Source organism: Streptomyces roseochromogenus subsp. oscitans DS 12.976, assembly GCF_000497445.1.
In the GTDB taxonomy this organism is placed as follows: Bacteria; Actinomycetota; Actinomycetes; order Streptomycetales; family Streptomycetaceae; genus Streptomyces; species Streptomyces oscitans.
The window spans coordinates 867,034-892,473 of record NZ_CM002285.1 but is presented as its reverse complement, the minus strand read 5'-3'; the positions used below and the strand labels follow the sequence as shown (position 1 = coordinate 892,473).

17 protein-coding genes and 4 pseudogenes are annotated in these 25,440 nt (G+C 71.5%); 11 read left to right on the top strand and 10 right to left on the bottom strand.

The features are described 5' to 3' along the window. The 5 genes and pseudogenes from M878_RS97280 to M878_RS54100 all read right to left on the bottom strand — a co-directional run. Positions 1-432 (bottom strand): annotated as a pseudogene (locus tag M878_RS97280) (hypothetical protein); the annotation flags it as partial. Positions 433-1,010: 578 nt separating this feature from the next. Beyond that, complete coding sequence (locus M878_RS54115; protein WP_023544838.1) at positions 1,011-1,886, bottom strand: AAA family ATPase; 876 nt, start codon at positions 1,884-1,886, stop codon at positions 1,011-1,013. 15 nt (positions 1,887-1,901) lie between these two features. Then, complete coding sequence (locus M878_RS54110) at positions 1,902-2,756, bottom strand: FAD binding domain-containing protein (RefSeq protein ID WP_023544837.1); 855 nt, start codon at positions 2,754-2,756, stop codon at positions 1,902-1,904. Continuing rightward, the gene (locus M878_RS54105; protein ID WP_023544836.1) at positions 2,753-5,116 is read right to left on the bottom strand and encodes a xanthine dehydrogenase family protein molybdopterin-binding subunit; all 2,364 of its coding nucleotides are present in this window, start codon (positions 5,114-5,116) and stop codon (positions 2,753-2,755) included. Before M878_RS54105 ends, M878_RS54110 begins: the two co-directional genes overlap by 4 nt. Beyond that, the gene (locus tag M878_RS54100; RefSeq protein WP_023544835.1) at positions 5,113-5,613 is read right to left on the bottom strand and encodes a (2Fe-2S)-binding protein; all 501 of its coding nucleotides are present in this window, start codon (positions 5,611-5,613) and stop codon (positions 5,113-5,115) included. Before M878_RS54100 ends, M878_RS54105 begins: the two co-directional genes overlap by 4 nt. A 270-nt stretch (positions 5,614-5,883) precedes the next feature. Here M878_RS54100 and M878_RS93585 point away from each other — a divergent pair, with 270 nt between their 5' ends. Together M878_RS93585 and M878_RS54090 are read left to right on the top strand one after the other, a co-directional pair. After that, a complete protein-coding gene (locus M878_RS93585) occupies positions 5,884-8,118 on the top strand; it encodes an elongation factor G (RefSeq protein WP_023544834.1) in 2,235 nt (744 codons plus the stop codon). Between the two features lie 74 nt (positions 8,119-8,192). Next, positions 8,193-10,058: a cellulase family glycosylhydrolase gene (locus M878_RS54090; protein ID WP_023544833.1), complete on the top strand. Its 1,866-nt coding sequence runs from the start codon at positions 8,193-8,195 to the stop codon at positions 10,056-10,058. Positions 10,059-10,185: 127 nt separating this feature from the next. On the opposite strand, the gene M878_RS54085 is transcribed toward M878_RS54090, so the two are convergent. Continuing rightward, positions 10,186-11,439: a YncE family protein gene (locus M878_RS54085; protein ID WP_031224016.1), complete on the bottom strand. Its 1,254-nt coding sequence runs from the start codon at positions 11,437-11,439 to the stop codon at positions 10,186-10,188. Positions 11,440-11,579: 140 nt separating this feature from the next. Here M878_RS54085 and M878_RS54080 point away from each other — a divergent pair, with 140 nt between their 5' ends. Further along, positions 11,580-12,242 (top strand): TetR/AcrR family transcriptional regulator, encoded by a 663-nt coding sequence (locus tag M878_RS54080; protein ID WP_023544831.1) that lies wholly within the window; start codon positions 11,580-11,582, stop codon positions 12,240-12,242. Between the two features lie 153 nt (positions 12,243-12,395). Further along, entirely contained in the window at positions 12,396-13,421 is a 1,026-nt protein-coding gene (locus M878_RS54075) for an alcohol dehydrogenase (protein ID WP_023544830.1), read from the top strand. Between the two features lie 28 nt (positions 13,422-13,449). Here the strand turns inward: M878_RS54075 and M878_RS54070 are convergent, their stop codons facing one another. Continuing rightward, complete coding sequence (locus M878_RS54070) at positions 13,450-14,679, bottom strand: glycosyltransferase (RefSeq protein ID WP_031224014.1); 1,230 nt, start codon at positions 14,677-14,679, stop codon at positions 13,450-13,452. A gap of 235 nt (positions 14,680-14,914) precedes the next feature. Here M878_RS54070 and M878_RS54065 point away from each other — a divergent pair, with 235 nt between their 5' ends. Further along, positions 14,915-16,885, top strand: a complete 1,971-nt coding sequence (locus M878_RS54065; RefSeq protein WP_023544828.1) for a ricin-type beta-trefoil lectin domain protein — start codon at positions 14,915-14,917, stop codon at positions 16,883-16,885. 86 nt (positions 16,886-16,971) lie between these two features. Here the strand turns inward: M878_RS54065 and M878_RS54060 are convergent. The 3 genes and pseudogenes from M878_RS54060 to M878_RS46945 all read right to left on the bottom strand — a co-directional run bounded on the left by M878_RS54060 (position 16,972) and on the right by M878_RS46945 (position 19,469). Continuing rightward, positions 16,972-17,755, bottom strand: a pseudogene (locus M878_RS54060) (bifunctional 5,10-methylenetetrahydrofolate dehydrogenase/5,10-methenyltetrahydrofolate cyclohydrolase). 431 nt (positions 17,756-18,186) lie between these two features. Continuing rightward, a complete protein-coding gene (locus M878_RS54055; RefSeq protein WP_023544825.1) occupies positions 18,187-18,552 on the bottom strand; it encodes a nuclear transport factor 2 family protein in 366 nt (121 codons plus the stop codon). 134 nt (positions 18,553-18,686) lie between these two features. Further along, positions 18,687-19,469 carry an acyltransferase domain-containing protein gene (locus M878_RS46945; RefSeq protein ID WP_023544824.1) on the bottom strand — a complete coding sequence of 261 codons (783 nt, stop codon included), beginning with the start codon at positions 19,467-19,469 and terminating at the stop codon, positions 18,687-18,689. Positions 19,470-19,712: 243 nt separating this feature from the next. Here M878_RS46945 and M878_RS54050 point away from each other — a divergent pair, with 243 nt between their 5' ends. The 6 genes and pseudogenes from M878_RS54050 to M878_RS46940 all read left to right on the top strand — a co-directional run. Further along, entirely contained in the window at positions 19,713-20,798 is a 1,086-nt protein-coding gene (locus tag M878_RS54050) for an S-(hydroxymethyl)mycothiol dehydrogenase (RefSeq protein WP_023544823.1), read from the top strand. Further along, positions 20,798-21,427, top strand: a complete 630-nt coding sequence (locus M878_RS54045) for an MBL fold metallo-hydrolase (protein WP_023544822.1) — start codon at positions 20,798-20,800, stop codon at positions 21,425-21,427. The genes M878_RS54050 and M878_RS54045 overlap by 1 nt, the downstream gene beginning before the upstream one ends. An 87-nt stretch (positions 21,428-21,514) precedes the next feature. After that, positions 21,515-22,429, top strand: coding sequence for an SDR family oxidoreductase (locus tag M878_RS54040; RefSeq protein WP_023544821.1), 915 nt, complete (start codon positions 21,515-21,517; stop codon positions 22,427-22,429). A gap of 55 nt (positions 22,430-22,484) precedes the next feature. Continuing rightward, positions 22,485-22,958, top strand: a pseudogene (locus M878_RS54035) (SDR family NAD(P)-dependent oxidoreductase); the annotation flags it as partial. Between the two features lie 558 nt (positions 22,959-23,516). Beyond that, positions 23,517-24,761 (top strand): IS110 family RNA-guided transposase, encoded by a 1,245-nt coding sequence (locus M878_RS54030; RefSeq protein WP_023544819.1) that lies wholly within the window; start codon positions 23,517-23,519, stop codon positions 24,759-24,761. 22 nt (positions 24,762-24,783) lie between these two features. Beyond that, positions 24,784-25,098 (top strand): annotated as a pseudogene (locus tag M878_RS46940) (SDR family oxidoreductase); the annotation flags it as partial. Positions 25,099-25,440 lie beyond the last annotated feature (342 nt).

The following is a 25,440-nucleotide window of genomic DNA, read 5'->3' as shown; positions in this document are numbered from 1 at the left end:
CAGAGAGTGCAGTTGGGCCCGCTCGGCGGTGTCGAGTGCGGCGAAGTCGCGGTGCCGCAGCACCTCGGCCGAGCTGGCGAGCGCGGCGACGGGCGGTCCGGGCGGCTCGCCCTCGCCGGGTGTGCTCCCTCCCACGGGCGCCTCCCGCGCGACGAGCCGCAGCCGAGGTGGGGGAGCGGCACGCACCGGGCGGGCGGTCTCCTCGGGGGAGGGCCCGAAGTACGCGGCGAACACCCGCTCGTACCGCTCCAGATCGTCGTGCCCGCCGCACAACGTCGCCCGCCCCGCCCCGTACACGTCCGCACGCACCTCCGGACGCAGGGCGGCCACGGCACGCAGGAACGCATACAGCCGCTCGGTGCTCGCATCGACCCCCGCCGCCCGCAGCGCCCGCACGAAACCGAGCAGCACCGCATCCGCCCCGAGCTGCACGGCGTCAGCCCCGGGCCGTTCGCCATCCGTTTCCGGCCGTTCGGTATCCGCCCTGAGCCGTTCGGCGTTCGTCCCGGGTCCTTCGGCGTCAGTCCCCGGCCGTTCACCATCCGTCCCCGGCCTTTCGGGATCCGCCCCGAGCCGCTCAGCGTCCGTCCCGAGCCTTTCGGGATCCGCCCCGAGCCGTTCGGCGTCCCTCCCGAGCCTTTCGGGATCCGCCCCGAGCCGTTCGGCGTTCGTCCCGGGCCCTTCGGCGCTAGCCCCCGGCCGTTCGCCATCCGTCCCGAGCCGTTCGCCATCCTCCCCCAGCCGTTCGGAATCCGCCCCGAGCCGCTCGGCCTCGGCATCCGTCCCCAGCGCTCCGGCCTCCGCCCCCACCCGCTCGACATCCGTCCCCAGCGCTCCGGCCCCCGCCCCCACCCGCTCGGCATCCGCCCCCAGCGCTCCGGCCTCCGTCCCCACCCGTTCACTGCCGGTCCCGAGTCGTGCGGCATCCGGTTCCGGCGGAGGGTTCGCGCCGCTCCCGGCCTCACTCCCGGACCTGCTCCCGGCCTTGCTTCCGGCCCCGCTCACCGCCCTCACCCGCCCCGGGCCGCGAGGACCGCTGCGAGATCGAGCCCCCGGGCCCGGTCCGTGTCCTCCCGGTACTTCAGGACCGAGCCCAGCGTCGCCACCGCCAGCTCCGCGTCCACCTCGCTCGCGCCCAGCGCGTCCAGGGCCTCGGCCCAGTCCAGGGTCTCGGCGACACCGGGCGGTTTGAGCAGGTCGGCGCCGCGCAGCGCCTGCACCAGCGCCGTCACCTGCTCCGCCAGCCGTGCCGACACCTCGGGCAACCGGCGCCGCACGATGGCCAGTTCACGCGCGAAGGAGGGATGGTCGAACCAGTGGTAGAGGCAGCGCCGTTTCAGCGCGTCGTGCACCTCCCGGGTCCGGTTCGAGGTCAGGACGACGACCGGCGGGTCTTCGGCGCGCAGCGTGCCCAGCTCCGGGATCGTGACGGAGTACTCGGACAGCAGCTCCAGCAGGAACGCCTCGAACTCGTCGTCGGCCCGGTCGATCTCGTCGACCAGCAGCACCGCCGGCTGTGTCTGAAGGGCTTGCAGCAGTGGCCGGGCGATGAGGAAGCGGCGGTCGTACAGCTCGCTCTCCAGGCGGTCCGCGTCCGTGACCCCGGCCGCCTCGGCGGCGCGCAGATGCAGCAGCTGGCGAGGGAAGTCCCAGTCGTACAAGGCCTGTGCGGCGTCGATGCCCTCGTGGCACTGCAGCCGGATCAGCGGCGCGCCGAGCGCGTCGGCGAGGGCGGAGGCGAGCGCGGTCTTGCCCACGCCCGCGTCGCCCTCGCAGAACAGCGGCCGGTGCAGCCTCAGGGCCAGGAAGCAGGTGACGGCCAGCCCCTCGTCGACGAGGTACCCCGTCTCCTCCAGGCGGGCCCGCACCTGCTCCGGGTCGTCCATCGTGATGATCGGCGCTCACCCCATTCCGGTCGCGGCCAGCACCGCCCGCCGGGTCAGGACCCGCGCGAGGTGTTCCCGGTACTCCGGCGAGGCGGACACGTCCCGCGTCGGCCGGGTGCCCTCGGCCGCGGTCTCGGCGGCCCGGGCCACGGCGTCCGAGGCGCCGACCCCGGTCAGCGCTGCCTCGGCTGCCGAGGCCCGCAGCGGGGTCGAGCCCATGTTGGTCAGCCCGATGCGCGCCTCGGCGATGTGCCCGTCGTCGCGCCGGACCAGCGCCGCGACACCGACGATCGCCCAGGCCTGGGCGACCCGGTGGAACTTCTCGTAGCGGAAGCCCCAGCCGTCGGTCTTGGGTACCCGCACCTCCACGAGGAGTTCGTCGGGTGCGAGCGCCGACTGGAGGTAGTCGACGAAGAACTCCCGGGCCGGGATCGTGCGGCGGCCGTTCGGTCCGGCGGCGACGAGTCCGGCGTCCAGGGCCAGCACCACCGCGGGCAGGTCCCCGGCCGGATCGGCGTGCGCCAGCGATCCGCCGAGGGTGCCCCGGTGCCGTACGGCGGGATCGGCGACCGTCGCCGTGGCCTCGGCCAGCAGACCGGCGTGCCGGCGCACCAGCGGGTCGCGGATCACGTCGTGGTGCGTGGTCAGCGCGCCGATGACGAGCGTGTCGCCGTCCTCGCGGACCCCGCGCAGCTCCGGGATCCGGCCCACGTCGACCACCAGTTCCGGGAAGGCCAGTCGCAGCCTGAGCAGCGGCAGCAGGCTCTGCCCCCCGGCCAGCACCTTCGCCTCGTCGCCGGCGTCGGCGAGCACGCGCACCGCCTCGTCCACGCTCTGCGGACGGGCGTACTCGAATGCCGGGGGAATCATGCCGACGCCTCCTTCACCGCTCGCCACACGCGTTCGGGTGTGCAGGGCATCCGCACGTCGTGCACGCCGAGCGGCCTGAGGGCGTCCACGACGGCGTTGACCACGGCGGGTGTCGACGCGATCGTCCCCGCCTCGCCCACGCCCTTGGCACCCAGCGCGTTCGAGGCCGCCGGGGTCTCGGTCCGGTCGGTCACGAAGTCCGGCAGGTCGGCCGCCGACGGCACGAGGTAGTCGGCCAGGGTGCCGGTGACGAGGTTGCCGTCATCGTCGTACACGGCCTCCTCGTACAGCGCCTGGGCGATGCCCTGCGCGAGTCCGCCGTGCACCTGACCCTCGACGATCATCGGGTTGACGGCCCGGCCGACGTCGTCGACGCAGACGTACGACCTGATGCGGGTGTGCCCGGTCTCGGTGTCGACCTCGACCGCGCACAGGTGGGTGCCGTGCGGGTAGGAGAAGTTCTCCGGGTCCACGACGTGCTCGGCGTTGATGGTGGGCTCGACGCCGTCGGGCAGGTCGTGGTTGGTGAACGTCTCGAAGGCGATCTCCTGGATGGTCTTGCGGGCTTCCGGAGAGCCCTTCACGGAGAACACGCCGCCGCTGAACTCCAGGTCCTGCTCGCTCGCCTCCAGCAGGTGCGCGGCGACCTTCCGGGCCTTCTCGACGACCGTCCGCGCGGCCCGGTGCACGGCCTCGCCGCCGACGGCCAGCGACCGCGAGCCGTAGGTGTCCATGCCCTGCGGGGCCGCCCGGGTGTCGCCGTGCACCACCTCGACGTCCTCGAAGGGCACGCCGAGCACGTCCGCCGCGATCTGGCTCCAGCAGGTCTCGTGGCCCTGGCCGTGCGGACTGGTGCCGGTGACGACTTCGACCTTGCCGGTGGGCAGCATACGGATGCTCGCCGCCTCCCAGCCGCCGGCCGAGTACCGCAGGTCGCGCAGCACCCTGCTCGGTGCGAGCCCGCACATCTCGGTGTACGTCGACACGCCGATGCCGAGCCGTACGGGGTCACCGCGCTTGGCCCGCTCCCGCTGCTCGGCGCGCAGGTCGTCGTAGCCGAACAGGGCGAGGGCCTTGTCGGTCGCCGCCTCGTAGTCGCCGCTGTCGTAGGTCAGTCCGGCGATCGTGGTGTACGGGAACTCCTCGTGCCGGATCCAGTTGCGGCGCCGCAACTCGACCGGATCCAGGCCCAGTTCGCCCGCCAGCTCGTCCATGATCCGCTCGATGGCGAAGGTCGCCTCGGGGCGTCCGGCGCCGCGGTAGGCGTCGGTTGGTGTGCGGGTGGTGAAGACTCCGGTGCAATGGAATTCGTAGGCGTCCATCTTGTAGATCGCCGGGTACATGAAGGCGCCCAGGATGGGGATGCCCGGCGTGACGAGCATCAGGTAGGCGCCCATGTCGGCGAGGAGGTCGACCTTGAGGCCGAGCAGCCGGCCCTCGCGGGTGGCGGCGATCTCGACGTCCTGGATCATGCCGCGGCCGTGGTGGGTGGCGAGCGCGCCCTCGGAGCGGGACTCGGTCCACTTCACCGGCCGGCCGAGCCTGCGGGCGACCGTGAGGGCGAGGGCCTCCTCGCCGTACACCTGCAGCTTGGAGCCGAAGCCACCGCCCACGTCCGGGGCGATCACGCGCAGCTTGTGCTCGGGGATGCCGGTGACCCCCGCGAGCATGATGCGCAGGATGTGCGGGATCTGGGTCGCCGAGTAGACCGTGTACTCGCCGGAGGCGGCGAGCGGGGTGACGACGACCGCGCGGGGCTCCATCGCGTTGGGGATCAGGCGCTGCTGGTGGTAGCGGCGCTTCAGTATCACCTCGGCGCGGTCCCGCACCGCCTCGAAGCTCTCGCCGGTGGAGAGCGGCCAGGTGTAGCAGCGGTTGGTGCCCTTGCCGGCGTGGACCAGCGGGGCGTCCGGCGCCAGCGCGGTCTCCAGATCGAGGACCGGGGGCAGCGGGTCGTAGTCGACCTCGATCGCCTCCAGGGCGTCGGCGGCCGCGTACCGGTCGCGGGCCACCACGACCGCCACCGGGTCGCCCGCGTAGCGCACCTCGTCCACGGCGATCGGCGGATGCTCGGGCAGCACGATGTCCTCGGTCACCGGCCAGGCGCAGGGCAGCGAACCCAGCCCCTCGGCCAGGTCGGCGCCGCTGAACGCCGCGATGACACCGGGGCGTTCGAGGGCGGGGGAGACGTCGACGCGGGTGATGCGGGCGTGCGCCATCGGACTGCGCAGGACCGCCAGGTGCAGCAGCCCGGCCACCTGGATGTTGTCGGTCCAGTTGGTCTGGCCGGTGATCAGCCGGGCGTCCTCCTTGCGCAGCCGGCGCCGCCCGACCTCGGGTGCGACGGCCTGGTCGGTCATGCCGGGACCTCCTCGCCGACCTGGTGACCGGAGGTGTCGTGCTGTCCGGACGCGGCGAGCACCGCGCGGACGATGTTCTGGTAGCCGGTGCAGCGGCAGAGGTTGCCCTCCAGGGCCTGCCGGACCTCGTCCGGGCCGGGGTGCGGGTTCTCGCGGAGCAGATCCCGGGCCGCCATGATCATGCCGGGGGTGCAGTAGCCGCACTGCAGGCCGTGCTGCTCGTGGAACGCGCGCTGCAGCGCCGTCCACTCGCCGTCCCGCGCGAGCCCCTGGACCGTCGTCACCGCGCACCCGTCCGCCTGGACGGCGAGCACCGAGCAGCTCTTCACGGTCACCCCGTCCAGGTCGACCGTGCACGTCCCGCAGTTGGAGGTGTCGCAGCCGATGGGGGTGCCGGTGAGGCCGAGGCGGTCGCGGAGGTAGTGGGCCAGGAGAAGACGGGGTTCCACGTCGTCCTCGTATGTCGTGCCGTCCACATTCACCGAGATGCGGGTCATAGGCCCTCCAGACCATGCGGGAGAGGGAAGTCAGCCATCAAAGGTGCCGAAATACGTCATGTGGCGTGATGTACGTCACCCTACGACCGTGCTCTGGTCGCGGCGAGCGCTGTGCGAGGGGTTTTGTTGAGCGTTAATCCATTGCCGCTCGCCGCCGCTGTCTGCTGCACTGCGCGGTGGCCGCCGTCACACAGAGAGGACCAGCGATGCGCGCTGCGTGCATGTCCGCCCAGGAAGGAATCCACCCCGTGCCGAAGGACATCACGCTCAGTGCATCTGCTCAATCTCGGAATTCTCGCCCATGTCGACGCCGGTAAGACCAGCCTGACCGAACGGCTGCTGCACACCGTCGGAGTGATCGACGAGGTCGGCAGCGTCGACGCCGGCAGCACCACCACCGACACGCTCGCGCTGGAGCGGCGGCGCGGCATCACCATCAAGTCCGCCGTCGTGTCATTCCCGCTCGCCGGCGTCACCGTCAACCTCATCGACACCCCCGGTCACCCCGACTTCATCGCCGAGGTCGAGCGGGTGCTCGGCGTGCTCGACGGCGCCGTGCTGGTGGTCTCGGCCGTCGAGGGCGTCCAGGCACAGACGCGCGTGCTGATGCGCACCCTGCGCCGGCTGCGCATCCCCACCCTGATCTTCGTCAACAAGATCGACCGACGCGGCGCGAACGGCTCCGCCGTGCTGGACCAGATGACCCGCAGGCTGGCCGTACCGCTCGCCCCCATGGGGTGCCCCACCGCACTCGGCACGCGGGCCGCCGGTTTCGTGCCCGGCCTCGCCCCGGCCGCGCTGGACGTGCTCGCCGACCATGACGACGACCTGATCGCCGCGTACCTCGACGGCGGTGTCGGAGACACCCGGCTGCACGCCGCCCTGGCCACCCAGACCCGGCGCGCGCTGGTCCATCCCGTGTACTTCGGCTCCGCCCTCACCGGAGCGGGCGTGCCCGACCTGATCACAGGGATCGAACGGCTGCTCCCCACCGCCGACGGCGACCCGGCCGCCCCGCTGTCGGCCACGGTCTTCAAGGTCGAACGCGGCCCGGCGGGGGAGAAGGTGGCCTATGCCCGGATCTTCTCCGGAACGCTGCGGGTGCGCGACCGGGTGCCGTTCGGGGTCGGCGGCGGGGAGGGTGCCGAGGCCGAGGGCCGTGCGGAAGGCCAGGGGTCCGAGGTCCGGGGGGCGGGCTCGGTGACCGACGGTCATGGGGGCGGTCGGACGCAGGGACGGGGCGCCGACGACCCGGCGCGGGGCCCCGCACGCAACGGCCGTGCCGCGGCGCCTGCTGCCGATGGCCGTGGGGAGGGGCAGGTCCTCGGTGCTCGCCCGGAGGGCCCCGGTGCCGACGGTCCGTCGGGCGGTGTCGGTGGACGGTGTCGCCCGGAGGGGCGGGTCACCGGGCTCAGTGTGTTCGAGGGCGCCACCGACGTGCGGCGGGACAATGCCGCGGCCGGGCGGATCGTCAAGGTGTGGGGGCTCGGGGGGATCCGGATCGGGGATGCGCTCGGGCGGCCCGCGGCGGCGTACGGGCATCACTTCGCGCCGCCCACCCTGGAGACCGTCGTCGTCCCCGGCCCCGGCACGGACCGGCGCTCGCTGCACCTCGCGCTCACCCAGCTCGCCGAGCAGGACCCGCTCATCGGTGTCCGGCACGACGAGCCGCGCGGGGAGACCTCGGTGTCCCTCTACGGCGAGGTGCAGAAGGAGGTCGTCCAGGCGACACTCGCCGAGGAGTACGGCCTGGACGTCGCCTTCCGCGAGACGACGACCCTGTGCATCGAGCGGCCGGTCGGCACCGGGCACGCGGTGGAGTTCAACAAGAAGGAGCCGAACCCCTTTCTGGCCACCGTCGGCCTGCGCGTCGAACCCGCCCCGCCCGGCTCGGGCGTCGAGTTCCGGCTGGAGGTGGAGCTGGGCTCGATGCCGTACGCCTTCTTCAAGGCCGTGGAGGACACCGTCCGCGAGACGCTCGGCCAGGGACTGCACGGCTGGCAGGTCCCCGACTGCGCGGTCACCATGACCCACTCCGGCTACTCGCCCCGGCAGAGCCACGCCCATCAGGGCTTCGACAAGAGCATGTCGAGCACCGGCTACGACTTCCGGGGCCTGACCCCGCTGGTCCTGACCGAGGCGCTGCGCCGGGCCGGCACTCTCGTGCACGAGCCCCTGCACCGCTTCCGCCTGGAGGGCCCGGCGGACACCCTCGGCGCGCTGCTCCCGGTGCTCGCCCGGCTGGGCGCCGTACCGGAGACCACCGGCGCACTCGGCGCGGCCTGTGTGCTGGAGGGCACGGTGCCGGCCGCGCGGGTGCACGAGCTGGAACAGCGGCTGCCCGGGCTCACCCGAGGCGAGGGGGAACTGGAGACCGCCTTCGACCACTACGCGCCGGTCACACGCGGCACGGTCCCGCAGCGGCCGCGCACCGACCACAACCCGCTGAACCGGAAGGAGTACCTGCTGAATGTGATGCGCAGGGTGGGGGAGCGGACCGGCTGAGCTGACTGAGAGTCAACTTACTTCTGAGTCAGGTGGTATTGACGCTTTCTGGAGCCCGCCGGATTGTTGTGGGCATGCCGAATTTCCGGGTGCGTGTGCTGGTTGTTCTGGTCATCCTCAGCGGATTCCTGACGGTGGCGGGCCTCCCGCCCGCCACCGCCGTCACCCCCGCCTCGCCTTCCGATTCCCTCTGGTTCGACGGCGCCCCGCTCATTGTGCAGGCCGGCCGCTTCACCGACGGCCAAGGGCGCGAGATCGTCCTGCGCGGCTACAACGTCTCCGGGGAGACCAAGCTGGAGGAGAACGGCGGGCTGCCCTTCGCCTCGGTCGCCGACGCCCGGAAGTCGGCGACCGCGCTGCGCGCCCTCGGCGGCGCGAACACGGTCCGCTTCCTGCTCTCCTGGGCGCACGCCGAACCCGTGCGCGGCCAGGTGGACACCGGCTATCTGGCCGCCGTCACCGAGCAGATGCGCGCCTTCCTGGACGCGGGCATCCGCGTCTTCCCCGACTTCCACCAGGACCTGTACTCCCGCCACCTCTTCAACAACGGCAGCTGGTACACGGGCGACGGCGCCCCCAAGTGGGCGGTCGACGCCGGGAGTTACCCGGCCGAGTCATGCGGTATCTGCCTCTTCTGGGGTCAGAACATCACCCAGAACGCGGCCGTGCAGAAGGCCCAGTACGACTTCTGGCACAACACCTACGGCCTCCAGGATGCTTTCCTCGCCACCGCCCAGGCGGCCATGACCTACCTCCAACAGCACCTGAGCGGGGAAGAGTTCGCGAAGATCGCCGGTTTCGACCCGTACAACGAGCCCTACGCGGGCAGTTACGACTCCGGGCAGACCTCCCGCACCTGGGAGAAGGACCTGCTCTGGCCGTTCTACGCGAAGTTCCGCGCCCGCATGGACGCCGCCGGCTGGCAGGACAAGCCCGCCTTCGTGGAGCCCAACCTCTTCTGGAACGCCAATATCTCCACCCAGAAACAGGAGGGCGGCCTGCTGGACGCGGGCACCCTGGGCCCGCGCTATGTCTTCAACACCCACTTCTACGACCAGAAGGCCATCTCCGGCATCCTGATGTGGGGCAAGGCCGCCGACGGCCAGTACGCCGCCGACTTCGTCACCGTCCGCGACCGCGCCGCCTCGGCCGGCACTGCTGCCGTGGTCAGCGAGTTCGGCCACCCGCTGTCCGGCGCGGTCTCCGACAAGGCGCCGACCATCCTGAAGGCCATGTACCAGGCCCTCGACTCCAGCCTGCCGGGCGCCAGTTGGTGGTCGAACCCGTCCGCCTCAGGACCGGTGCTCTCCGGCACGCAGTGGCAGTGGGACCTCTACAACGGCCGGCACCACGAGCTGATGAACGACAACCCCGACAAGGTACTCACCTCCGGCGACGCCTGGAACGACGAGGACCTCTCCGCCGTGGACCTGGACGGCTCCGGGAACGTCACCCTGCGCCAGGACGCCCGGCTGCTCGACCGCCTCTACCCGAGCGCCACCGCCGGCAGGGCCCTCGCCTTCACCTACGAGGACCGCTCCCGTGACGGCTCCACGACCCTCACCTGGAACCCGGTGCCGGGTTCCCTGCCCGACGTGGCGAAGCTCGTGGGCTCCGGCCAGTACGGGCTGCTGGTGTGGCGCTCCGGCGACGGCACCGCACCCACCGAACTGCACCTGCCGGCGTCCTTCCCCACCGCGGCGACCACCGTCGTCTCCGACCTGGGCACGGTCTACGGCCCGCCCGCCTACACCACGTCCACCCCGGTCGCCGTAGCCCCCGAACCGGGCGGCACCGGGAGCCGCCGGCTGCTGCTCACCGACACCGACTCCGGCGCCCTGCACTACGCGCTGGTGACCAACGGGGCCGCTTCACCCTCGGCGGACCTGCTGAACGCGGCCAGGTCCGAGCTGGCCGCGTGGGCGACGGCGCACTTCTGAGAGTTCCGAGAGCGCTCAGCCTTCTGTGCCTTCTGTGCCTTCTGTGTCTTCTGTGTCTTCTGGGCCTTCTGAGTCCAAGCCGTACGGCCCCCGGGGAGAGTGGGGTCCCCCCGGAGGCCGCCGGCGCTCAACTCCCGCCCGGGCCGGTCCAGTCGGCCTGGACATGCCCCAGCCGGACGCGCTGCGGATGGTCGCCGACCGGCACGGACAGCACCTTCTGGCCGGTGGCGAAGTCGATGGCCGTGATCTGGTCGGCGCCGGCCTCGGAGATGATGCAGTCCTTGCCGTCGCCGCTCACGGTCGCCCAGTACGGCGTCGACGCGGGGACGAGCGGACCGACATCGAAAGAAGCACGGTCGACCACGGTCGCGTAGTTGTCCATCGTCCCGGCGACGCACAGCTTGGTGCCCTCGGGGTTCATCGAGATGCCGTGGTGGCGCGAATCCAGCAGCCAGGTGGTGCGGTCCGGGTTGGTCGCCGGGTTCCCCGGCAGCGTCTTCACCCGGGTGATCTTGTCCGTGGCCACGTCGTACTCCAGGAAGCCGTTGAAGAACGACACCTGGAAGTAGAGCTTGGACCAGTCGGGTGTGAAAGCGGCGGGCCGGACCGCGTCGGAGAAGTCCTTCAGCCCGATCGCGTCCAGCCGCTGCCGCATGTCGATGGTCCTGACCTGCTTGAACGTGTTCGCGTCGACGATCGTGATGTGCCGGTCGCCCTTGGTCCAGTCCCAGGCGGGGTCGTCGAGGGAGGTGGTCACCTCGCCGATGGACATGTTCCAGATGTACTTGCCCCCCTGGGTGAAGAAGTTCTCGTGCGGCTTGTCGCCGGTGTCGAACTCACCCAGTTCGTCACCGGTGTTGATGTCCAGCACCTGCACCTTGTTCGCGGTCGACGCCGAGACCGCGACCCGGGTGCCGTCGGGCGAGACCGCCATGTGGTCGGCCCGGTGACCGGCCACCGGGAAGCGCCAGTTGACCTTGTCGGTGGCCAGGTCGATGGAGACGACGTCGGCGAAGCTGGGCCGGGAGACGACCACGGACTTCCCGTCCGGCGTGGAGTACATGTCGTCCACGTACTGGTCGTGTCCCTGGCCGACCTCGTTGCGGATGGACGTGTAGTAGATCCACTTGATCGGGTCGGCGTTGATCTCCGCGAGCCGCTGCGCCTTGTCGGGGACGATGTTGATCCGGCCGACCTTCGCGAAGTCGCCGGAGGACTTGACGACATCGGCGGTGCCGTCCCAGTTGTTGCCGACGAACAGCACCTCGCGCAGGCCGCCGGCGGAGCCGCTCGCGGCGGAGGCGGCGGTCGCCGGGCCGGCGACGGTCAGGGCGAGGGCGGCGGCCACGGAGCAAAGGTGCCTGGTTCTGGAGGCAGGCATGACTGCTCTCTTTCCTCGGGGGAATCTGAACACGGGCGCATTCACAGTGAACTTACTGAAAAGTAAGGACGGGGCGGGCTACTCGACAAGATGTGTGCACGACAAGAATGGGAGTCGGTGGGGCGACGGAGGGGGAAAGCGTGGCGGGCAGGCTCAAGGCGCCGAAGGGCCGCTATGGCGGCCGTACGGCCGAGGACCGGCAGGCCGAGCGGCGCCGGCGCTTCCTGGACGCGGCCCTGGACCTGTTCGGCGGCACACCCGGCTACCGCGGCACGACCGTCGCCGCGCTGAGCCAGGCCGCCGGTCTGTCCACCCGCCAGTTCTACGAGGAGTTCCGCACCCTGGAGGACGTCCTCGCCGCGCTGCACCTGGAGGTCAACGGCTGGGCCGAGCAGGCGGTGCTGGACGCCCTGGCCACGGCGGAAGGCCTGCCGCTGGCCGAGCGTGCAGCCGTGCTCTTCCGCGCCTACGCCCGTGACGTCACCTGCGATCCGCGTCGTACCCGGATCACCTTCGTGGAGATCGTCGGCGTCAGCCCCCGCCTGGAGGAGCAGCGCCTGGCCCGCCGGGCCCGCTGGATCGACCTCATCCGGGCCGAGGCGGACGCGGCCGTGGCGCGCGCGGAGGCGGCGCCCCGTGACTACCGGGTCGCGGCGACGGCCTTCGTCGGCAGCGTCAACGGCCTGCTGCACGACTGGAGCGCCGGCTGGGTGGACGCCACGCTGGACGAGGTGGTGGACGAGTTGGTGCGGCTGCTGCTGGGGATGCTCCGGCCGGCGGGCTGGCGCCCTGCCACCGCGTGACAGGGGTGCCCGGCGAAGTCCGTCGGCGCAGGTCAGCGTGCGGGTGTGCGGCTCGGCGCGCGAGATCGGCCCGGAGCTGGTCTGCTGGTGCGGGGGCGTCGTACCCGTGCTCCGGAGCCCTGGAGACAACACCGGCAGACGCAGGAGAGCCAGATGAGTACGTATCGAGTCGCGCAGGTGACCGCCCCGAACGGCACGTTCGAGCTGGTCGAGCGAGAGGTGCCGCAGCCCGGGCCCGGCCAGGTGCGGATCGCCGTGGAGGCGTGCGGGGTCTGCCACAGCGACGCCCTCTTCGTGAGCGGCGCACTGCCTGGCGTGTCGTTCCCCGAGGTGCCTGGGCACGAGATAGCCGGGCACATCGAGGAGCTGGGTCATGACGTGTGGTCACGGGGCTGGAAGGTCGGTGACCGGGTGGCGGTCGGCTGGTTCGGCGGCAGCTGCGGGCACTGCGAGCCGTGCCGGCGGGGCGACTTCATCGTGTGCGCGAACCTGAAGGTCCCGGGGTGGGCCTACGACGGGGGCTTCGGTGAGAAGGTGATCGCGCCCGCCGACGCGCTGGCCCGGATCCCGGACGGCCTGTCGGCGGCCGACGCGGGACCGATGGCCTGCGCGGGCGTGACCACGTTCAACGGGCTGCGGCGCAGCTCGGCCCAGCCGGGGGACCTGGTCGCCGTGCTCGGCCTCGGCGGTCTGGGACATCTCGGGGTGCAGTACGCCGTCGCGATGGGCTTCGAGACCGTGGGGATCGCCCGGGGTGCGGAGAAGGCCGATTTCGCCAAGCAGCTGGGCGCTCACCATTACGTCGACAGCACCTCCGGCACGCCGGTCGCCGAGGCGCTGCAGTCCCTCGGCGGCGCCAAGGCCGTCCTGGCCACCGCCGGGAACTCCGAGGCGATCACGGCCACCGTGGACGGACTGGCGCCCCGGGGCGAGCTGGTGGTCATCGGAGCGGACACCGCACCGATGGGCATCAACCCGGCCCAGCTGCTCATGGCCGCCCGCGTCGTCCGCGGCCACCCGTCCGGCACCTCCCAGGACGTAGAGGACACCATGGCCTTCAGCGCCCTGCACGGCATCAGGCCGATGACCGAGACCGTGCCCCTGGACCGTGCGGACGAGGCCTACCAGAAGATGCTCGCGGGCCAGGCCCGCTTCCGGATGGTGCTCACCAACGGCTGACGCCTGAGAGCCGACTGCGGCAGCCGCGTCAGCCGCCGAGCCGTTCCAGGGCCGCCAGTACCGGGGCCGCGCCGTCCTCGGTGCGGATGCGGACGCCCAGGACGCGCGCCCGCTCCCGGTACCCCGGCTCACGGGTGGCCCGTACCAGGGCCGAGGCCAGGGCGTCCGCGGTGAGGCGGCGCAGCGGTACGACGCCCGGGGCGACCCCCAGCGCGACCAGCCGGGCGGACCAGAAGCCCGCGTCGAACTGGACCGGCACCGGCACGGCCGGTACCCCGGCGCGCAGCCCCGCCGCGGTCGTCCCCGCACCCGCGTGGTGGACCACGGCGGCCATGTGCGGGAACAGCAGCGCATGCGGCACCTCGTCGACGGTCAGCATGTCGTCACCGGCGGCCGCGAGCCCGCCCCAGCCGCGCTGGATCACCCCGCGCAGCCCGGCTCGCCGCAGCGCCGCCACCACCTGGGCGCTGAGCCGGCCGGCGTCCGGCACGGTGGCGCTGCCCAGCCCGACGAAGACCGGCGCCGGACCGGTGTCGAGGAACTCCCGGATCCGATCGGGCAGTTGGGCCTCCGTGTCGTACGGCCACCAGTAGCCGCTCACCGACAGTCCCGGCCGCCAGTCCCGGGGCCGGGGTACCACCAGCGGGCTGAAGCCGTGGTGCACCGGCCAGCGCCGCCGTTCCCGCGCCCGCCGCGCGGCACCGGCCCGCACAGGGGGCAGTCCGAGCCGCCTGCGCACCCCGGGCAGGGCGCCCGTGAAGATGTGCTCCGTGGCGAGGCACACGCCGTGCCCGGCCAGCCGGTTCACCGCCGGTCCCCAGGAGCCGCCGCCGAGCACTGGGGGCGCGAACTCCCGTGTACCGGCGAGGGGTTGGAGAAACACGCCCATGCTCGGCAGCCGTAGCCCCTCCGCGATGGCGTGGCCGAGCGGGGCCAGCGAGGCGGACAGCAGCAGGATCTCGCTGTCCCGGCCCGCCGTGATCAGGTCCTCGGTCATCCGCCCGACGATCCGGCGCGCCAGGTCCGCCAGGCGCAGCAGCTTCCCGGCCTCGCTGGCGCTGCGGTGCAGGCCCCGGCCGCGCGGCGACTCCAGCTCCGCCCGTGGATCGACCGGCAAGGAGTGGAACCGTACGCCGGAGCCCGCCACCAGCGGCTCGAAGCGGGCGTGGGTGACCAGGGTGACCTCGTGCCCGGACCGGACGAGCCGGTGTCCGAGGCCGGTGTAGGGGGCCACATCGCCCCGGGATCCCGCCGCCATGATCGCAACGCGCACGACGCTCAGTATGGCCGTGATCGGCCCCGAACGGGCCCAAAGGCCCGGCCGCGATGGTGGGTTCACGCCTGTCGCAGTCGTTGACTTCACCCTCGGGCGGCTCTACGGTCGGCGCGCAACATGTTCGGATCACCGATCCAAGTTCGATATATCGATCAATGGTCCATGAATTCATGAATCCATCGATCAGCGTGGATTCCGTCCGCACGCGGAGGCGCCGATGTATCCCCCACCCCGTCCGATCGCCGAAGGCTTCGTGCGACGCTGCAGAACCACCGCTGTACGCGCGCTCGTCCTGGCCCTGACCGTGGCCGCCGCCCTGGTCTTCGCCCAGCCGGGCCCGGCATTCGCTGTAACGGACCGTCAGATTGCGGTGCCCGCTGCGCCGATGGGCTGGGCCTCCTGGAACAGCTTCGCCTCGTCGATCGACTACGACGTCATCAAGCGGCAGACGGACGCGTTCGTCGCGGCCGGCCTCCCTGACGCCGGATACCAGTACGTCAACATCGACGAGGGCTGGTGGCAGGGCACCCGCGACAGCGCCGGCGACATCACCGTCGACACCGGCCAGTGGCCCGGCGGCATGAGCGCCATCGCCGACTACATCCACAGCAAGGGCCTGAAGGCCGGCATCTACACCGACGCCGGCAAGAACGGCTGCGGCTACTACTACCCGACCACCAGGCCGGCCGCCCCGAACACCGGCAGCGAGGGCCACTACGACCAGGACATGCTGCAGTTCTCCCGGTGGGGTTTCGACTTCGTCAAGGTCGACTGGTGCGGCGGCGACGCCGAGGGCCTGGACCCGGCGACGACGTACAAGGCGATCAGCTCGGCCGTCGCCAAGGCCACCGCGACCACCGGCCGCCCGCTCGCCCTCTCCGTCTGCAACTGGGGCAAGCAGAACCCCTGGAACTGGGCGCCCGGCCTCGCCCCGATGTGGCGCACCAGCACGGACATCGTCTACTACGGCAACACGCCCTCGCAGTCCAGCATGCTGTCCAACTTCGACCAGGCCCTGCATCCGGCCGCCCAGCACACCGGTTACTACAACGATCCCGACATGCTGATGGTCGGCATGTCCGGCTTCACCGCCGCGCAGAACCGCACCCACATGGCCCTCTGGGCGATCTCCGGCGCCCCTCTGCTGGCGGGCAACGACCTCACCACGATGACCGGTGAGACGGCCGCCCTTCTGAAGAACTCCGACGTGGTCGCCGTCGACCAGGACCCGCGCGGGCTGCAGGGCGTCAAGGTCGCCGAGGACACCAGCGGACTCCAGGTCTACGGCAAGGTCCTGTCCGGCACCGGCAACCGGGCCGTCGTCCTCCTCAACCGCACCTCGGCCGCGCAGAACATCACCGTCCGCTGGCCGGACCTCGGCCTGACCGATGCCCCGGCGACCGTACGGGACCTGTGGGCGCAGAAGAACGTGGGTTCCTACGCCACGAGTTACACCACCAGCGTCCCCGCGGGCGGCTCGGTACTGCTCAAGGTCAGCGGCACCGAGGCGGCGAGCAGCGACTACAGCGCCACCTCCACCGGCACGTACACCGGCGTGACCGCGGCGAGCACCGGCGTGCACATGGTCGACATCGCCTACACCAACACCGCCTCCACCGCCGTCACGGGCACCCTGCAGGTCAACGGCCAGACCGCGACGACGGTGTCCTTCCCGCCCACCGGCGCCGGCCAGGGCACGGTCTCGGTCCAGGTGCACCTCACCAAGGGAAGCGCCAACTCGCTCACGTTCACCGGCGGTCCGGCCCTGGGCCGCATCACCGTGCATCCGCTACCCGGCACCGACGGCACCCTCCTCGTCGGCGCCCAGTCCGGCCGGTGCGCCGACATCTACGACAACACCATCACCAACGGCACCCAGGCCGAGCTGTGGGACTGCAACGGCGGCGCCAACCAGGCCTGGACGTACACCTCCCGCAAGGAACTCGTCGTCTACGGCGACAAGTGCCTCGACGCCTACAACCTCGGCACCACCAACGGCACCAAGGTGGTGATCTGGGACTGCAACGGCCAGGACAACCAGAAGTGGACGCTCCACGCGGACGGCAGCATCACCAACGTACACGCGGGCCTGTGCCTGGACGCGTACAACGCCGCCACGGGCAACGGCACGTCGCTGGTGCTGTGGAGCTGCAACGGCGGCGCCAACCAGAAGTGGTCCCGGACCTGACCCTTGGCTCCGCTACGCGGCGGCGGACACCACCAGCAGGCCCGCCGCCGTACGGCCCGGAAGCTCCTGATGTCTCTGATCCATGCTTATGCGCCGAGCTGCCGGGCGGCGGCCGCGACGGTCTGCTCCAGGAGCGTGGCGATCGTCATGGGCCCGACACCCCCCGGCACCGGAGTGATCAGCGAGGCGCGCTCCACGGCGGAGCCGAAGTCGACGTCACCGGCGTTCCCCGGGTTGTAGCCCCCGTCGATCACGACCGCGCCGGGCTTGATGTCCTGCCCGCGGATCAGCCGCGGCCGGCATGCCCACCGGCTTGCCGAGGATCGCGCTGCGGCCCACGACCACGGCCCGCTTCCCGGCCGGGTCGACACCGTACTCGTCCAGCAGCCGCAGGATGCCGCCGGGCGTGCAGGAGACGAAGCCGGGCAGGCCGAAGCTCATCGTGGCGAAGGAGGCGAAGGTGACGCCGTCGACGTCCTTCGCCGGCGCGATCGCCTCGAACGCGGCCCTCCCCCGCGCTCGACTTCGCTCGCGCGGGGGCACCCCCACGTCGATGTGGTCGCCGACCGGGTGCTGGAGCAGGATGCCGTGCACGGCCGGGTCGGCCGACAACTCCCGCAGGGCGCCGATGAGTTCCTCGGTGGTCGTGGTGGCGGGCAGGGCCACGTGCCGGGACTCGACACCGGCCTTGCGGCACCGGTTCTGCTGCATACGGACGTAGGTCACGGACGCCGGGTCCTCGCCGACCAGGACGGTCGCGAGACAGGGGGCGGTGCCGGTCCGCGCGGTGAGGTCGCCGGCCTTCGCCGCGGCGTCCTCGACGATACGGCGGGCGACGGCGGTGCCGTCCATGAGACGGGCCTGGGGCATGCTGCACCCTCCTGGGCTGGATCGACTCACTCGCCCAGGCGCGCGGCAGCCACCACGGACCTCCCCCACGCTTGGCTTCGCTCGCGGGGGGACCCCACCCGGTGGTACCCCACCTCAGCGCCAGTCACGGGCCGCGCACAGCGTAACCGAGCGCGCGTACGCCCCCGGCGCTGTGCTCACCGACACCGGCCATGCCGCCTTCGCAGCGCACGCGGCAGCGCAGGACGCGGGCGAAGGCGCGCTGCTCTCAGCGCCGACCGAAGCAGGGCCGCGGACACCGGCAGACCCGCGGCGGAAGCCGGTGCCGGTCGTCGAGGGCGGGCCCTCGGCAGCCGCCCCAGGCTCGCCCGGGCCGAGAAGGTCCAGGTCAGCCGGGAGGTGACCTGGACCCTCGCGCATCTCCTTCCGGCGCCCGTCATACCGGGGTGTGCCTACTCGTCCCAGGCCTGGATGATCAACTGGTCGGCTATCTTGCCGTCCCGCAACGTGACCATCGACTCGGCGAGGACCCGGGTGCCGTCCCCGTACTGGCAGGACTCGGTGAACGCGGCGTGATCACCCTGGATGACGCACTGGCCCAGCTTGTGTGTCATGTCGCGGCGGTAGATGTCGTCCAGCAACACGGCGATCTCACTCCGGCCGTGCAGCACGGTGGGGTGGCTGGGCTGGCTGTTGTGGTCGACGATGCGGATCTCGGCGTCGTCGGCGTAGAGCGACAGAAGGGTGTTCCCGGTGTTCCCTTCTATGCCCCGGCGCAGTGTCTCGGTGTCGAAGACGGAACCTGTCGCGCTGCCCATGGTGACCTCCTTGGGGCGCCCGCGGCCCGGCGGGGCGCTGACCGCACGGACACCCCACCCTTCGAGGCTCCCCCGGCCCGGCGGCCACGGCAAGCGCAGACGGCCGGCCCCATCGGCTCGGGCACGCGCGCCCCTCAGCGCGGTGCGGTCCCGGGCTCGCTGCCCGGCCCCGACCATAGCTCCGCCCAGTCGCGGGACAGCGCGAAAGCCGAGGCCGTAGCGCCCGGGAGGCAGTCCGGCAGCAGCCGGGTGAGCCGGTCCGAGGGGCCCAGTTCCAGCCAGGTCCGGATCCCTTCGCGATGCAGCAGGCCGACCGCCTCGGCGAAGCGCGCCGGTGCGCGCCGCACCCAGAACTCCGGCTCGGCGGTCTCGGTGCCCACCGGGCGGGCGGTGACATCGGAGACGAGGGGCAGGTGCGGCACGCACGGGTGGAGGGTGGCGAGGGTACGGCCGTAGGCGTCGAGGACGCCGTCGAGGCGGGGGGAGTGCGGCCGCCGGGGAGCCGGGAGGCCGTCCAGCAGGCGGGCCAGGGTGCCGACCGCGTGGCAGGCCTCGGCCAGGGAGAACACGCCCGCGGCATACGCGGCGGCCATCCGCCCGGCCGCCTGCCCGAACACCGCGTCCGGCCGCACCCCCCAGCTGCGCAGCAGCCGGTACTGCGCCACCTGGAGCGCGAAAACCGCCGGCCCGCCGTACGACTCACGGTCCAGCAGCGCGGCCGTACGCGTGCCGTCGTCCGCGAACATCACGCATGCCAACGGCAGTTCGAGATACGGATCGAGCCGCGCGCAGATGGCGTCCAGCGCGTCGGCGAACACCGGGAAGGCGTCCCGGAGTTCACGGCCTGTTCCGGGGTGCGGTGCGGCACCGGCCGAGAACAGGAATGCGGTACGTCCATTGCAGCCTTCGATGGGCATGTCCCCATTGAGGCATGCCCGGGCCGATACCCACACCAGGCAGACTCATGCACGCAGCAAAAACATTTCCATCATAGAATGACGTTATTCGGTCAATTTCTTACCGGGGGGAGGCTTTTCCTTACGAAGAAGCACGCTCGCCCGGCGGCCGGAAAGATCCACTCTCCCCGCCGTGGTCCGTCCCGCTACCGATCGGTCGCGCGTAGGGTCGGCAGGGAAGGCAAACGAGGAAGGGGCCAGCCCATGGCGCAGGAAGTACGCGGCGTGATCGCACCGGGGAAGGACGAGCCCGTACGGGTCGAGACGATCGTGGTGCCGGATCCGGGGCCCGGTGAGGCCGTGGTGCGTGTCCAGGCCTGCGGCGTCTGCCACACCGACCTGCACTACAAACAGGGCGGTATCTCGGACGACTTCCCCTTCCTCCTCGGCCACGAGGCCGCCGGCGTCGTGGAGTCGGTCGGCGAGGGCGTCACCGATGTGGCACCCGGCGACTCCGTGATCCTCAACTGGCGTGCCGTGTGCGGGAACTGCCGGGCCTGTCTGCGGGGCCGGCCCTGGTACTGCTTCAACACGCACAACGCGAAGCAGAAGATGACTCTCACCGATGGCACCGAGCTGTCCCCGGCCCTCGGCATCGGCGCTTTCGCCGAGAAGACACTCGTCGCCGCCGGCCAGTGCACCAAGGTCGACCCGGCCGTCTCCCCGGCGGTCGCCGGCCTGCTGGGCTGCGGCGTCATGGCCGGAATCGGCGCGGCGATCAACACAGGCGGCGTCGGACGCGGCGACTGCGTCGCGGTCATCGGGTGCGGCGGCGTCGGCGACGCCGCCATCGCCGGGGCGAACCTCGCGGGCGCGGCGAAGATCATCGCCGTGGACATCGACGACCGCAAGCTGGACCAGGCCCGCACCCTGGGCGCCACCCACACCGTCAACTCCAAGGCGACCGATCCGGTCGCGGCGATCCGCGAGCTGACCGGTGGCTTCGGCGCCGACGTCGTCATCGAGGCCGTCGGCCGCCCGGAGACGTACGAGCAGGCTTTCTACGCCCGCGACCTCGCCGGCACCGTCGTCCTCGTCGGCGTCCCCACCCCCGAGATGAAGCTGGAACTGCCCCTGCTGGACGTCTTCGGCCGCGGCGGCGCCCTGAAGTCCAGCTGGTACGGCGACTGTCTGCCCTCCCGTGACTTCCCCATGCTGATCGACCTGCATCTGCAGGGCCGGCTGCCGCTCGACGCTTTCGTCACCGAGACCGTCCGACTGGACGAGGTGGAGAAGGCGTTCGAGCGGATGCACCACGGCGACGTGCTGCGCTCGGTGGTGGTGCTCTGATGACCGTGCGCATCGAACGCCTTGTCACCTCCGGGCAGTTCACCCTCGACGGCGGCACCTGGGACGTCGAGAACAACGTGTGGATCGTCGGCGACGAGCGGAAGGTGATCGTCATCGACGCCGCCCACGACGCCGACGCCATCATTGCCGCGGTCGACGACCGGGAACTGACCGCCATCGTGTGCACACACGCCCACAACGACCACGTCAACGCCGCACCGGAACTCGCCGCCCGCACCGGCGCCACCATCTGGCTGCACCCCGACGACCTCCCGCTGTGGAAGATGACCCACCCGGACCGCGACCCCGACCGGCATCTCCTGGACGGCCAGGTCATCGAGGCGGCCGGCACCGACCTGACCGTGCTCCACACCCCGGGTCACGCCCCCGGCGCCGTCTGCCTCTACGACCGCGGGCTCGGCGCCGTCTTCACCGGGGACACCCTCTTCCACGGCGGCCCGGGCGCCACCGGACGCTCCTACTCCCACTTCCCGACGATCATCGAATCCATCCGCGAAAAGCTCCTCACCCTCCCGCCGGAGACCAAGGTCCTCACCGGCCACGGCGACTCCACCACCATCGGCGCCGAGGCACCTCACCTGGAGGAGTGGATCAGGCGCGGCCACTGAGAACGCGCCGGTAATACCGACAGGGGATGTCCGGCTTTCCCGCGACAGTGGACGGCGACAGCAGTCGCAGAGCACGGGAGGCCGGACATGTCAGGACCGCTGCAGGACAGGGTGGCGCTGGTCGCGGGCGCGACCCGGGGTGCCGGACGTGGCATCGCCGTGGAACTCGGCGCGGCCGGCGCCACCGTCTACGTCACCGGCCGAAGCACCCGCGAGCGCCGTTCGGAGTACGACCGCCCCGAGACCATCGAGGACACCGCCGACCTCGTCACCGCGGCCGGCGGGCACGGCATCGCCGTCGCCGTCGACCACCTGGACAGGTCCGCCGTACGGGCCCTGGTGGACCGCGTCGCCGACGAACAGGGCCGCCTCGACGTCCTCGTGAACGACATCTGGGGCGGCGAGAAACTCTTCGAGTGGAACACGACCGTGTGGGAGCACGACCTCGACAACGGGCTCAGACTCCTCCGGCTTGCGGTCGAGACCCACGCGATCACCAGCCACTTCGCCCTGCCCCTCCTGCTGCGCCACCCGGGCGGCCTGGTCGTGGAGATGACCGACGGCACCGCCGACTACAACCGCGACACCTACCGCGTGAACTACTTCTACGACCTCGCCAAGGCGTCCGTACTGCGCATGGCCTTCGCCCTCGGCCATGAACTCGGCCCACGCGGCGCCACCGCGCTCGCCCTGACCCCGGGCTGGCTGCGCTCGGAGCTGATGCTCGACGAGTACGGCGTCCATGAGGACAACTGGCGCGACGCCCTCGCCCGCGCACCGCACTTCGCTATCTCCGAGACCCCGCGCTATGCCGGCCGCGCCGTCGCCGCCCTGGCCGCCGACCCCGACGTCGCGCGCTTCAACGGACAGTCCCTCTCCAGCGGCGGCCTCGCCCAGGTGTACGGCTTCACCGACCTCGACGGCAGCCGGCCCGACGCCTGGCGGTACCTGGTCGAGGTGCAGGACGCGGGCAAGCCGGCCGACGTCACCGGATACCGGTGAGCGGACGTCACGGGACACCGGTGAAACGGTGCCCGCCGGGCCGTACGGTCGCCCCATGACCGATCACATCCGCTTCGCAGGACACGGAGTTCTCGTCACGGGCGCGGCCCGCGGAATCGGCGCGGCCGTCGCCCGCAGGTTCGCCGAGGAGGGCGGCCGGGTCCTGGTCACCGACCGGGACCTGCCCGAGGCCGAGCGGACCGCGGCCGCACTGCGCCAACACGGCCTTGGTGCCCAGGCGTTGGTGTGCGACATCGCGGACCGCACCTCGGTGGAGGCGGCCGTCGCCCACGCCGTCGCCGCGTTCGGCTTGCTCGACGTCCTGGTGAACTGCGCCGCCCACTGCTCCCCGGACGCCCCGCTGTTCGAGGACGACCACGACGAGGCATGGGCCCTGGACCTCGACGTCACCCTCACCGGCGCCTACCGCTGCTGCCGCGCCGCCCTGCCCCACCTCGCCACCTCCGGCCGCGGCGCGATCGTCAGCATCGGCTCCGTCAACGGGCTGCAGGACTTCGGCAACCACGCCTAATCCCCCTGTAAGGACGGAACGGGCCAGTGCTGGAGTGCCTGAACTGTTCGAACAGCAGGGCTGTCATGCCTGTACTCAGCCGGACACTCGGTGTCTCAGAAGAGAGCGGCGGATAGCCCTGCGGCTTGTGGTGACGGCCTGGCGGGTGCCGAGCGGACGCCTGAATCACGCCGGGCCTTTACGCCTCGCTGTAGACCGCGCGGTGTTCAGCGCCTTGCCGGCTGTCACCGCGGCGCGGATGTTGATGTTCGTCGGACCTGGGCGTATGCCTCAAGGTCGCCCGGCCACGATGCCTACAGTTAGATCGGCGCCACCCAGGTCCGTCGGGCGTCAACACCCCTACCTAGATCACTCGTTGGTGTTGGTGGTGCGAGCCCGTCGCGCGGTGACCTCTTGTGAAGCCCGAGCCGTCTGAGCTCCCGCATAGACCGAGGCCCGTGGGACGAGCTGGTGCCACGAACGGCTACTGAGGTGGCGGACCGGCCATAGGGCCGAGTCCTGGGATTAGGTCGCCGCGTGGTTCCGCATGAGCTCGTGACCTGCACAGACTGCACGATGGGGAGGATCATCTTGATCTACTGCGGTATCGACTGGGCCGAGCGGACACACGACGTCGCCCTGGTCGACGGCAGCGGCCAGTTACTGGCCAAGCGGCACATCACCGACGACGCCGCGGGTTACAAGATCCTGCTGGATCTGCTTGTCGAGTTCGGCGACAGCGAGGAGAACCCGATCCCGGTCGCGATCGAAACCTCCCGCGGCCTGCTGGTCGCGGTGCTGCGGACCGGCAAGCGGCAGGTGTTCGCGATCAATCCGATGGCTGCCGCCCGCTACCGCGACCGGCACTCGGTCTCGCGCAAGAAGTCCGACCCCGGCGACGCCCTGGTGCTCGCGAACATCCTGCGCACCGACATGCACGCTCACCGGCCGCTGCCCAACGACAGCGACCTCGGCCGGGCAATCGCTGTCCTCGCCCGTGCTCAGCAGGACTCTCTCTGGAACCGGCAGCAGCTGTCCAACCAGCTCCGCTCGCTGCTGCGGGAGTACTACCCGGCTGCCCTGGATGCCTTCGAGCCCTGGCGTAACGGTCTGTGCCGGCCGGAGGCCCGGGAGCTTCTGAAGGCGGCCCCGACGCCGACCCGGGCCGCGCGGCTGACCCGCACGCAGCTGGAGGCCGCTCTCAAGCGGGCCCGCCGCAAGCGGGGCATCACGGCCGAAGCTGAGCGGCTCCGTGGCGTCTTCCGCGACGACTACGCTCACCAGCCGCCGCTGGTCGAGGACGCGCTGGGCAAGCAGATGCTCGCCCTCCTGGTCCAGTTGGAGGCCGCCTGCACCGCCGCCGACGACCTCGCTGAGGCGGTTGAAGAGGCTTTCCCTCAGCACCCGGACGCTGAGATCATCCTCAGCTTCCCCGGCCTCGGCGTCCAGCTCGGCGCCCGGGTGCTCGCCGAGATCGGAGACGACAAGGCCCGCTTCGCGGACGCCCGCGGTCTGAAGGCATACGCCGGCGCCTCGCCCATCACCAGGGCCTCCGGCAAGAAGTCGAGCATCACCCGGCGGTGGGTGAAGAACGACCGGCTCAACCACGCCGGCTACCTCTGGGCCTTCGCCTCCATCACGGCCTCGCCCGGCGCCAAGGCCCACTACCGACGCCGCCGCGACGACCACGGAGACTGGCACGCCGCCGCACAGCGCAACCTTTTCAATCGCATGCTCGGACAGCTCTACTACTGCCTCCAGCACCACACGCTGTTCGAGGAACACACGGCCTTTCCAACCGCTCTCGCCGCAGCTGCTTGACACGTTGAGTGCCTGAGGTGTCTACAGCGCCGCCAAGGCCGGCCTCGGCTCGCTGACCCGCACCCTCGCCGGCCATGCGGCGGACCGGGGCGTGCGGGTGAACCTCGTGGTGGCGGGCACGGTCCGCACCTCGGCGTGGGAGGGGCGCGAGGAGGAACTCGAGGCGATCCGCCGTCTCTACCCACTCGGCCGGGTCGGCGAGCCCGAGGACATCGCCGCCGCGGTCGCCTTCCTGGCCTCCCGCGACGCGGCCTGGATCACCGGCACGACCCTGGTGATCGACGGCGGCCTCACCGCGGTGAACACCGGCTTCCACGCGGCGGTACGGCAGGCTTGACTCTTCAGCCTGGGGTTTCGATTGCCAGCAGAGGCGGCTGCAACCCCCCAGGGGCGCGGGGCTGTATCGATACGCGGCTCCGCCGCGATGGGGTTCCCCCTGTTTCGAGCGAAGCCGAGAACTTGGGGGAGCGACCAGCCACGAGAGAGTCGCACCCGGCAACGGCCCGACCTTCCACGGCGCTCACCCACCCCCGCCCATCCCCACCCGCAACCGTCCCAGAAGCTCCCGTGCCGCCGGGACCATGGGACCCTCCGCTCGCCAGGCGAGGGCCACCCGGCAGCGCGCGTTCGCGGCGGCGACGCCCACCGTGTCGAGGCCGGGCCGCGGGCCGAGGCCGGG

Excerpts from the sequence above, each read along its gene's own strand:
- M878_RS54030 (WP_023544819.1), top strand. The coding sequence starts at position 23,517 with ATGGGGAGGATCATCTTGATCTACTGCGGTATCGACTGGGCCGAGCGG.
- M878_RS54050 (WP_023544823.1), top strand. The coding sequence starts at position 19,713 with ATGGCGCAGGAAGTACGCGGCGTGATCGCACCGGGGAAGGACGAGCCC.
- M878_RS54105 (WP_023544836.1), bottom strand. The coding sequence starts at position 5,116 with ATGACCGACCAGGCCGTCGCACCCGAGGTCGGGCGGCGCCGGCTGCGC.
- M878_RS54075 (WP_023544830.1), top strand. The coding sequence starts at position 12,396 with ATGAGTACGTATCGAGTCGCGCAGGTGACCGCCCCGAACGGCACGTTC.
- M878_RS54085 (WP_031224016.1), bottom strand. The coding sequence starts at position 11,439 with ATGCCTGCCTCCAGAACCAGGCACCTTTGCTCCGTGGCCGCCGCCCTC.
- M878_RS54045 (WP_023544822.1), top strand. The coding sequence starts at position 20,798 with ATGACCGTGCGCATCGAACGCCTTGTCACCTCCGGGCAGTTCACCCTC.
- M878_RS54110 (WP_023544837.1), bottom strand. The coding sequence starts at position 2,756 with ATGATTCCCCCGGCATTCGAGTACGCCCGTCCGCAGAGCGTGGACGAG.
- M878_RS54055 (WP_023544825.1), bottom strand. The coding sequence starts at position 18,552 with ATGGGCAGCGCGACAGGTTCCGTCTTCGACACCGAGACACTGCGCCGG.
- M878_RS54115 (WP_023544838.1), bottom strand. The coding sequence starts at position 1,886 with ATGGACGACCCGGAGCAGGTGCGGGCCCGCCTGGAGGAGACGGGGTAC.
- M878_RS54070 (WP_031224014.1), bottom strand. The coding sequence starts at position 14,679 with ATGGCGGCGGGATCCCGGGGCGATGTGGCCCCCTACACCGGCCTCGGA.
- M878_RS54100 (WP_023544835.1), bottom strand. The coding sequence starts at position 5,613 with ATGACCCGCATCTCGGTGAATGTGGACGGCACGACATACGAGGACGAC.
- M878_RS54065 (WP_023544828.1), top strand. The coding sequence starts at position 14,915 with ATGTATCCCCCACCCCGTCCGATCGCCGAAGGCTTCGTGCGACGCTGC.
- M878_RS46945 (WP_023544824.1), bottom strand. The coding sequence starts at position 19,469 with ATGCCCATCGAAGGCTGCAATGGACGTACCGCATTCCTGTTCTCGGCC.
- M878_RS54040 (WP_023544821.1), top strand. The coding sequence starts at position 21,515 with ATGTCAGGACCGCTGCAGGACAGGGTGGCGCTGGTCGCGGGCGCGACC.
- M878_RS54090 (WP_023544833.1), top strand. The coding sequence starts at position 8,193 with ATGCCGAATTTCCGGGTGCGTGTGCTGGTTGTTCTGGTCATCCTCAGC.